At 43.9% G+C, this 9,194-nt stretch carries 8 protein-coding genes; 7 read left to right on the top strand and 1 reads right to left on the bottom strand.

Going from position 1 to position 9,194, the window contains the following annotated elements; genetic code table 11:
• Positions 1–275: 275 nt before the first annotated feature.
• Complete coding sequence (locus tag V2I46_06120; protein ID MEE4177070.1) at positions 276–515, top strand: hypothetical protein; 240 nt, start codon at positions 276–278, stop codon at positions 513–515.
• The gene (locus V2I46_06115; GenBank protein MEE4177069.1) at positions 500–637 is read left to right on the top strand and encodes a hypothetical protein; all 138 of its coding nucleotides are present in this window, start codon (positions 500–502) and stop codon (positions 635–637) included. The genes V2I46_06120 and V2I46_06115 overlap by 16 nt, the downstream gene beginning before the upstream one ends.
• A gap of 366 nt (positions 638–1,003) precedes the next feature.
• On the opposite strand, the gene V2I46_06110 is transcribed toward V2I46_06115, so the two are convergent.
• On the bottom strand, positions 1,004–2,287 hold the full coding sequence (locus tag V2I46_06110; protein MEE4177068.1) for a 4Fe-4S dicluster domain-containing protein: 1,284 nt from the start codon (positions 2,285–2,287) through the stop codon (positions 1,004–1,006).
• Positions 2,288–3,000: 713 nt separating this feature from the next.
• Between V2I46_06110 and V2I46_06105 the strand changes: the two genes are divergently transcribed.
• The 5 genes from V2I46_06105 to V2I46_06085 all read left to right on the top strand — a co-directional run bounded on the left by V2I46_06105 (position 3,001) and on the right by V2I46_06085 (position 8,407).
• Positions 3,001–3,894 (top strand): haloalkane dehalogenase, encoded by an 894-nt coding sequence (locus tag V2I46_06105; protein ID MEE4177067.1) that lies wholly within the window; start codon positions 3,001–3,003, stop codon positions 3,892–3,894.
• 95 nt (positions 3,895–3,989) lie between these two features.
• Positions 3,990–4,940, top strand: coding sequence for a 3-oxoacyl-[acyl-carrier-protein] synthase III C-terminal domain-containing protein (locus V2I46_06100; protein MEE4177066.1), 951 nt, complete (start codon positions 3,990–3,992; stop codon positions 4,938–4,940).
• Positions 4,924–5,802, top strand: coding sequence for a hypothetical protein (locus V2I46_06095; protein MEE4177065.1), 879 nt, complete (start codon positions 4,924–4,926; stop codon positions 5,800–5,802). Before V2I46_06100 ends, V2I46_06095 begins: the two co-directional genes overlap by 17 nt.
• Positions 5,803–5,807: 5 nt before the next feature.
• Positions 5,808–7,421, top strand: a complete 1,614-nt coding sequence (locus V2I46_06090; protein ID MEE4177064.1) for a fatty acid CoA ligase family protein — start codon at positions 5,808–5,810, stop codon at positions 7,419–7,421.
• Positions 7,418–8,407, top strand: coding sequence for an NAD-dependent epimerase/dehydratase family protein (locus V2I46_06085; GenBank protein MEE4177063.1), 990 nt, complete (start codon positions 7,418–7,420; stop codon positions 8,405–8,407). Before V2I46_06090 ends, V2I46_06085 begins: the two co-directional genes overlap by 4 nt.
• Positions 8,408–9,194: the final 787 nt, after the last annotated feature.

Genomic DNA, 9,194 nt, shown 5'->3' with positions numbered 1-9,194 from the left:
TTGAATGAATTTGTGGGGCAAAGGGAAATTGTCATTTTGGGGGACTGACAATATTGATAATTTTGATAATATTGATAATTTCTCTGATCCCCTGAAAAGGAAAGGCGGGTTATAAGGTATCTGCAAGCCAGGAAACGGAAATTCATTCGGGCGTTTCTTTGCATCCAGGATGAGCCTTAAATATAAACGGCCTGACCTTGAAAAATCAGCATCTTTCAGGCTTGATATTTGCCTTTTTTCTCTGAAAATTTGAGTATGTTTTTAAACTTACTGCAATGAACGCCGCTGATTTAAAATCAGACCTTTACCGCTTAATCGAAAACATTGACGATGTCGATGTATTGGAAGCCGTAAAGGTTTTGTTATCTTCCCGCTTACCCCGTAATGATTTGTGGAATGAGATCAGTGAAGGTGAAAGGGCAGAAATTGATGAAGGCCTGAAGCAGGCCGATCGGGGGGAAACCAAAACGACAGAAGAAATACTATCAAAATACGAGCAATGGGATTCGAAGTAATCTGGACCTCCCGTGCTGAGCTTGGTTACGACAGGATCATTACCTACCTGAAAGAGGGGTGGACAGAAAGGGAAATCCGGAATTTCCTGAGAGATACCCGCAAATTCCTTCATTTATTATAAAATAACCCGGGTTTGCTTCAGCCATCCCCAAGCAAAAAGAATGTATTCCGGGGCCCAATGAACAGGCTTACCATTGTGACTTACAGAATCAGGACAGAGAAAGAACTTATCGAAATCATCAATGTGAGGGGCGCACGCCAAAAGCCCCCCGCTGGGCGGAATTTGCAATTCCGCCCTGAACAATGCTGAATTTGTAATTCTGCAAAAAATCATAGCTTTGTTCAACCATGCCCAGCGATGGTGAGATTCTTTTTTTAATAAGGTATTTGGATTATTACAAATGATCCTTTGTTCCGAGCGGGGTATCCTGCACTTCAAAAGGAGTAATTTATCGAAACCAAATTTTGATGGCATGTGTGAGAGGGCTTAGTTGAACTTTTTTATCAGCGCTAAAAGGTATCTTGATCTGAATTGCTGGCTGGCGAGCAATTGTTTTGCGGGGGGAAGCTTCAGGATGGCACCAAGCACGGCAGCCATGGCCCGGTGGTTTAGCAGCACCTGGTTGTCGAAAATCAGGTTTTGTAACTTGCCCCGTTCGATGGCCATAAGCACCACCCTGTGCACTGAGTTTACAGGGGTAATAACCCTTTGCTTGCGAAGCTTAAGCTTCAGGATTTCGGGCTTGCAACCTCTTAAGCATACCCCGCAGCCAATACATTGATCTGCATCGAGTTTGGCCTTCATTTTTTTGGGGTTGTGGGGATCGCTGGCGCTAACCAGTGTCATGGCTTCAATGGGGCAAAGCTTAACGCATTTTCCGCAACCGGTACAGCCTGATTCATTTATTTCAGGAATAAAATTTGTAGTCTCCACCGGGTTCATGAAGCCAAACTTGCGGGCGGCAATAAGGGCTTCGCAGCAACACCCGCAGCAATTGCAAATAAACCCCACGCTTTCCTGAACATTTTCGCCAAACTGCACCAGGTTGTTTTCGTGTGCCAGTTGGAGCAAGTCTAGTCCTTCGGCAACATCGACCTGCCGGGCAATTTTATGCCGTATCAGTGACTCGGCTGGTTTGTTAAAGGTCATGCAGATCTCCATTGGAGCTTCACAATTCCTTCCCATATGCTCCATTTTGTGCCGGCAGTAGCATATGCCTATGCCAATGTGGGATGCAGTCTTGATTACCTCGGAGGCCCTTTCATAGCTCAGCACATGCAGGGCGTTTTCGTTCGACAGCACCCCTTCGTTTACAAAAGTCCTGCCCAGTTGGGTTTCACCATCAAGGAAAAGGTTTTTAATAAAATCCTCCTCCACATTAAGGTATTGATAAAACAGCTCGGAGAGGGTTTTCTGGTCAATGTCGTTTCGGTAGCGCATAAGCGAAAACTCGAAAAACCCGGCCATGGGCGGTGGCATGGAGTATGAGGTTACGCCATTGTTTTCGTGATCCAAAAGAATGCCGCGATCTGCCAGGTCGTTGAGTATGGCCCTTGCATCGTTCAGGGGCAGTTTCCAGATGGCGGCTGCTCTTTGGTCGGTAAATGGTTTTATTGGAAGCATCGACACCAGTTGTGCCTCCCTTTCCGAGAAAAGAATTTTCAGGATCTTAAAAAGCAGCTCGGTAGGCGGCGCTCCCTGCGGAAATTTGTTGAGCCGCTCAGCCAGATTGTGATAGTTGTTGGCCTTGATGGTGTTGTGATGTGCCATAAAGGGATCGCTTTAAGTCAACACTAAAATTACCCGGAGAATCATAAAGCATTTCTGCAGGCAAGTTAAAAAATTTAACAACAGGAAGACTGAAAGGGGGAAAGTTTTAAAACCTAATCACAAAAAAGCCAGCCGGGGATAGATGGCTTCTGTTGGAGCTCTTGCTGATGGATTCCGTTCCAGCGGGAGACCCTCTGATTAATCCCGAAAGAGCGAGATATTTTTCAACGGAGGCCTAATTCCATATTTATATGCAGGTTATGTTCAAAAAAAAGGGTTACAGCAATTTTTTGCTGTAACCCTTTGATTTTTAAGCTTCTCCTATTGGATCCCGCAGCTGCAGGAGCTCCCCTGATTCATAGTGTTGGTGAAGGACTTTAACAAGTCGAACCAAACCACATGTTTGCTCAGCCCCCCGGATTATAATTTCAATCAGGTCTCGGCTTTTCTGATTTTTGAAAAACAGCTCAGTTTTAAAACCTCTGCACGATCTCCCGGGCTCTCATAAAGGACAGCCATTTCCCAAAAGCAGAACGTGAAGCTGTAATAAAGGGGGGCAGAAAAATTGTACCCGGTAATACCGGGCTCAGGCAGTTCTGTTTGTAACCATGTTTTTTTCTGAATAACTTATAACATTGAAAAGAACTTTGTTGTAACTTTAATAATAATTGGTTTTCTGTTTCTTGAACCGAAGAAGTTACAAACCATTTGAAGTGTCAGCCCGGGAAAAGACATACTCCACATCATCCCCCCTCCTTGCAGCCTATCCCTTCAAGCCAAATTTTATTGAAATTGGCGGAGTGCGTATGCATTATATTTTGGAAGGAGATGATCATGCTCCGGCTGTTCTTTTTTTGCATGGTGTTCCTGCCTGGTCATACACTTTCCGTAACATTATCCCTTTTTGCCTGCAATATGGTTTAAGGGTTATTGCGCCTGATTTGCCTGGCTTTGGCAAATCGGATAAACCCCAGAATATAGCTTCTTATTCCATTGGAAATCTTGTCAATTGGATTGAAGGCCTGATTGAAAAGCTGGATTTGAAAAATCTTTTCTTGTTTGCCCATGATTGGGGTGCCATTGTTGGTATGATTGTGGCAGCAAACAAACCGGCTGTCTTTTCAGGAATAATTTTATGCAATGGTTACCTGCCATTGACCGGGCAGAAAACTCCGTTTTTATTTCGTTTCTGGCGATGGTTTTCAAGACATTCACCTCATATCCCGGTTGGCCGGGTCGTAGAGTTGGGATGTAAGAGGCCGCTTTCCCGAACCGAACGGGCGGGTTATAATTTTCCGTTTTCTAAGGAAAGGGATAAAGCCGCCATCAGGGCCTTACCCCAGCTTATTCCTGCAGGCAAAAACGATCCGGGGGCGCCTTTGATTGCAGAGAGCTGGGAAAGACTAAAAAAACTGGAAATCCCCGTTTTAACCGTTTTCAGCAAGGGTGATGTGATAACCAGGGATGGTGAAAAGATCTTGCAGGCATTCATTCCCGGGACAAAAAACCAGCCACACAGAATGCTTGAAGGGAAACACTTTTTGCAGGAGGACTCTCCGAATGAACTGGCTTTAATTATCCATGCATTTGTAAACCAAAACAAATGAGCGCGGGAAGTAAAATTGAAAGCATCGGGGTTGAACTGCCGGAAACCAGTGTCACTACTGCTGAAATTATGGGCAAATTAAAAGTCAGAAAGCCCTTGAAACTGGAATTGCTGACAGGTATTTCCAGGAGAAGGGTTTGTGGATCCCATGAAGATACATTAACCCTTGCCCTTGCCGCTGCCAAAGATTGCTTGAGCCATTCGGAATATGAAGCCAGGGAGATTGAGATGATCATTTCCTGCTCCATTTCAAAATATGTTAACGGGTTGAAACATTACTATGAACCTTCGATTTCAAACCTGATAAAACAGAGCCTTGGTTGCCCCAATGCCTTAAACTTTGATGTTTCAAACGCTTGTGCAGGCATGATTACCGGGGTTCATATTGCCAATAATTTTATTTCGCGTGGTGTGGTCAAAAACTGCATGGTTGTCAGCGGTGAATATATCACAAGCATTAGCAACAATGCTGTTTTAAATATCAGTTCAATGAAACATGATGAATTGGCTTCGCTCACCGTTGGAGATGCAGGGGCAGCTGTCATTTTGACTGCTACTAATAAAACAAACGAAAGTTTTCGGGTTTCTGAGCTGGTTTCTTTAAGCCAGTACAGCGACTTATGCATTGGAAATCAAAGCTCAAGGCATCCTGGTGGTGTAATGAAAACTTCTATGAAGAAGATTCATGAAGTTTCAATACAGAATGCACCCCCAATCATTAAATGTGCATTTGAAAAAGCCGGCCTCAGAATGAGCCAGATTGATTTTTTAATTCCCCACCAAACCTCAAAGCTCTCTATACAATCAGGTGCCAAATATTTTGCTAGGTTTTTTGGGGAAGAACCAGGTGAAGTTGTTATTAACCTTCAGGATACCGGAAATACTGCCTCCACAACACATTTTACTACCCTTTACAAATATTTAATGGAGAACCGGTTAAAAGAAGGGGATAAAATAATGATGCTTAGCTTTGCTTCCGGCTTGGTTATCGGGTTCATTGTTTTTTCAGTATATGATTTGGTGAAAAGGTATGGGTACCATTATTAAATCAGTGGCCTTTTTCAAACCTTTTTTGCGTAAAGGCATTGTAAGCATGACAGCCCAGGCTGCTAAGCAGTGCTTAAAATATGCTGGCAATGGTCCTGAAAACCTTGAACTGTTAATTAACACTGGAGTATATTCAGAAAATCATCTTTCCGAGCCAGCCCTCTCTGCTTTAATTTTAAATAAAATTTTCAGAACCAGCAAGACCAAAGCTCCTCTTTTCCAAAACAGAAAGCTGTTTTCTTTTGACCTGCATAATGGAGGTGGGGGGGCAATGAATGCTATTCAGGTCATAGATGGGTTCTTGCAAACGGGTCAAATAGATAGTGGAATGGTTGTGGCAGGAGATGCCAAACCAAATAGGGGGCGAACAGAAAATTTCAAATATGTTAATGGTGCAGCTGCAATATTGCTTGTAAAGGACAGAAAAGATAAAGGATTTGTAAAATTCAGTACCGACACTTATCCGGATTATGAAAACGACAATAAAAGCATGATTGATTGGGGGACTGGGCGTTTTATGTTTTTAAACTCTCAGGACAACCACTTTTTGAATCATTGCCTTGAATGTGCTGAAAAGTCGATTCGGAAGTTTCTGAAAACGCTTCACCTGGAAACCGGGCAATTAGACCTGATTTTAACCTCTCAAACCCCCAGGGGATTCGGGCCAGGCTTGCGGAAAATACTTTGTCCGGAGAGAAAAAAATATTTTGAGGAATTCCACGGGGAAATTTATTCTGCAGGTTTATTTTATGCAATGGATAAAGCTGTAAAAAGCGGTCAATTCAGGGATGCCAGGAACATTCTCCTGGTAACCGTCGGTGCCGGCATTACTGTTTCACTTTCACTATATGTAAACGCCTGAACTCCATGGCTCCTGAAAACATTACAGATTATTTGTTTGATTATGCCAGGTCTAATCCGAACAAACCGGCTTTGCTTTATCCGGAAAGAATCACTTTTGGAGAGCTTTGTCATCTGACAGAAAAATATGCCGCCGGGTTTCAGAAAAACGGAATCATCCGGGGAATGAAAACCATCGTTTTGGTAAAGCCGGGCCTGGATTTATTTGCAGTTACCTACGCTCTTCTCCGAATAGGAGCTATTCCCGTAATGATTGATCCAGGGATGGGGGTCAAAGCCATGGTAAATGCCCTGAAGAAAGCCCAGGCAAAGGCATTTGTAGGAACCCCCAGGGCGCATCTTCTCAGGGTTTTCTTTTCCGTTTTATTTAAACCTGTGGCTGTTAAGGTTTCTACGGGGAGGACGTTGTTTTGGAAAACCGGCAGGCTTGAAGACTTTCGAAAGAAAAAATGCATTACCTGCGAGGTTTTCAAGGCTGACCCAAACGATGAAGTGGCCGTTTTTTTTACCAGTGGCAGCACCGGGCCGGCAAAGGGCGTTGTTTACAAAAACTATATGCTGGAAGCCCAAATCCGGTTCATGAGAGATCATTTTCATTTCAGACCTGAAGACACAGACCTCTGCACCTTCCCCCTTATCGGGCTGCTGGTTATTTGCCATGGGCTTTCTGTTGTCATGGCCGATATGGACATGACCAAACCCGGGAAGCTGAACCCCCGAAAATTATTCCAAAACATTAATCAGTTCAGTTGTTCAAGTATGTTTTGTTCTCCTATGGTGCTTCAAAAACTGGCAACGCATGGCAAAGAGAACAACTTAAAACTCCTTTCTCTTAAAAAAGTCTTTACTGCCGGCGCACCAGTCTCTCCTTCACTGTTGCGGAATTTTAAAAACCTCCTTTTGCCTGACTCCGTTATTCATACCCCGTTTGGTTCAACAGAAGCATTGTCCGTTACCGATATTGTGGATTCGGAACTTTTTTCTGTTTACGGAGAATCACCCTATTATTTTAAAGGAATATGTGTGGGCAGGCCGTTAAATGGCATCGGTTTAAAGATCATTAAAATAACAGATGGCCCAATTAAGAATATGGAAGATGCTGAAAAATTGGGTGTTGGGTCTGTCGGAGAAATCATTGTTTATGGACCAAATGTTACACAGGGATATTTGGCAAATGACCTTGCCGATAAACTTTCAAAGATAATAGACCCTGGTCAACCCCTCTTATGGCACAGGACAGGGGATCTTGGAAAACTGGATGACAACGGAAAGGTATGGTATTATGGAAGAAAATCACAAAGGGTTGAGGTCGGCAACGAAACCTTATTTACTATTCCATGTGAGGCGGTTTTCAATTTCCATTCTGGAGTTTCGCGTTCCGCTTTGGTCGGTGTTCAAATAAATGGCAGGAAAACCCCCGTTATTTGCATTGAGTTGGAAAAAGGCGTAAAAAAGTCTGAACGATTGACACGAGAGCTTCAGTATCTTGCAAAGGGGAATGAGAAAACGAGGCAAATATCCATTTTTTTATTTCACAAGAAGTTCCCTGTTGACCCAAGGCACAATGCCAAAATATTCCGGGAGAAACTAGCAGTTTGGGCCCAAAATCAGTTGAAATGAAAGTCCTGGTAACCGGCGGTGGTGGATTTGTTGGCAAGGCCCTGGTGTGCAGGCTGGTTGATTTGGGGCATGAGGTTTTTTCTTTTTCCCGGAGGATCTACCCGGAGCATCAAACATGGGGTGTCAGGGATTTTCAGGGCGATCTCACCCGTGCAACGGAAGTGGAAAACGCCTGCCAGAGCATGGAGGCCGTCTTTCATGTGGGCGCTAAGGTTGGCATCTGGGGGACTTATGAGGAATTTTTCAGGGTAAATGTTTTGGGAACCCAGCATGTTATCAATGCCTGTATAAAACACAAGGTCCGGAAGCTAATTTATACCAGCTCAGCAAGCGTGGTTTTTGATGGTTCAGACATTGAAGGCGGCAATGAATCATTGAGTTACCCGGCAAGGCCGGTTTCGAATTATACCTCAACCAAGGCGCAGGCAGAACAATTGGTAATTAACGCAAATTCTGAATCACTAAAAACCATTGCCCTGCGACCCCACCTGATCTGGGGGCCTGGAGACACACAATTGGTTCCAAAAATCATTCAGCGTGCAAGATCCGGAAGGTTGAGAAAACCCGGGAGGAAAGATCATCTTATTGACACGACCTTTATTGACAATTTTATTGACGCTCAAATCCTTGCATTTGAGAAATTAAGCATTAATCCGGTTCTTGGCGGGAGGGCGTTTTTTATTACCAACGGCGAACCAGTTTATATCTGGGATTTCATCAACTCAGTAATTCAGGCATCGGGCCTTCCAACCATTCAAAAGACGGTTCCCAAGAGTCTGGCGTTACTTTTAGCAATTGTGCTGGAAAAGACGCATCAGGTTTTGCGCCTAAAAAAGGAGCCCTATTTAACCCGGTTTGTGATCGACGAGTTGTGTACACACCACTGGTTTGATATTTCTGCAGCAAAACGAGATCTTGATTACATCCCCAGAATAAGCAACAGGGAAGGATACCCATGCCTTTCCAACGCTTTGGAAGTGGACTGAAAATTGATTTTCCTGCCTAATGAAAATCCAATTTCCGCTCTGACCATTCCTGAATTTGTAATTCTGCAAAAACAGATAGCGTTAATAAGCCCTCCTTGGTAATGGCAAGAGATGAGAAGTGAGAGGCGAGAGGTGAGAAGTGAGTGATTAGCCAAAAGCCAAAAGAAAAAGGCTAATTTCAACCCTGCCTCGCCGGCAGGCAGGCTCAACCTTAACCTCATCCTTAGTATGGGGCTTCGCGTCCTGGCTTCCTGTTTTCCCATAAAGAGCTCTCCTTTTTCTGATAGAGAAGTTATCAATATTATCAAAATTATCAATATTATCACTTCCTCTTTTTGAGGATATCCCTGTCGTTGAAAATGGCATAGGGCATGGGGCATGGGGCTTCGCCTCCTCGCGTCTTCGCTTTTTTCTCTCCTTCTCTAAAGTCTCTAAAGTCCCTTAAGTCTCTCTCTTACAATTGGAACGCGGATGCCACGGATGAACTGCGTTCAGCGCGGATCCCCGCGGATAATTGCATGGGGTATGGGGATTGGGGCTGGGTTTCTCGCCCTCTCGTCTTTGCATCCCCGGTTTTTTCTCCTTTTCTCTCAAGTCCCTAAAGTCTCTTAAGTCTCGTCTTCACGTGTTCACGTCCTCGCGTCCTCGATCTTTTTTTGTGTCATTATCTTAAAACTTGAATGAATTTGTGGGGCAAAGGGAAATTGTCATTTTGGGGGACTGACAATATTGATAATTTTGATAATATTGATAATTTCTCTGATCCCCTGAAAAGGAAAGGCGGGTT

Origin of the sequence: Bacteroides sp., from assembly GCA_036351255.1 — a bacterium.
GTDB lineage: Bacteria > Bacteroidota > Bacteroidia > Bacteroidales > UBA7960 > UBA7960.
This window is presented reverse-complemented; position numbering and strand designations above follow the sequence as displayed.

Coding starts and splice junctions, on each gene's coding strand:
- V2I46_06120 (MEE4177070.1), top strand. CDS start 276: ATGAACGCCGCTGATTTAAAATCAGACCTTTACCGCTTAATCGAAAAC.
- V2I46_06115 (MEE4177069.1), top strand. CDS start 500: ATGGGATTCGAAGTAATCTGGACCTCCCGTGCTGAGCTTGGTTACGAC.
- V2I46_06110 (MEE4177068.1), bottom strand. CDS start 2,287: ATGGCACATCACAACACCATCAAGGCCAACAACTATCACAATCTGGCT.
- V2I46_06095 (MEE4177065.1), top strand. CDS start 4,924: ATGGGTACCATTATTAAATCAGTGGCCTTTTTCAAACCTTTTTTGCGT.
- V2I46_06090 (MEE4177064.1), top strand. CDS start 5,808: ATGGCTCCTGAAAACATTACAGATTATTTGTTTGATTATGCCAGGTCT.
- V2I46_06085 (MEE4177063.1), top strand. CDS start 7,418: ATGAAAGTCCTGGTAACCGGCGGTGGTGGATTTGTTGGCAAGGCCCTG.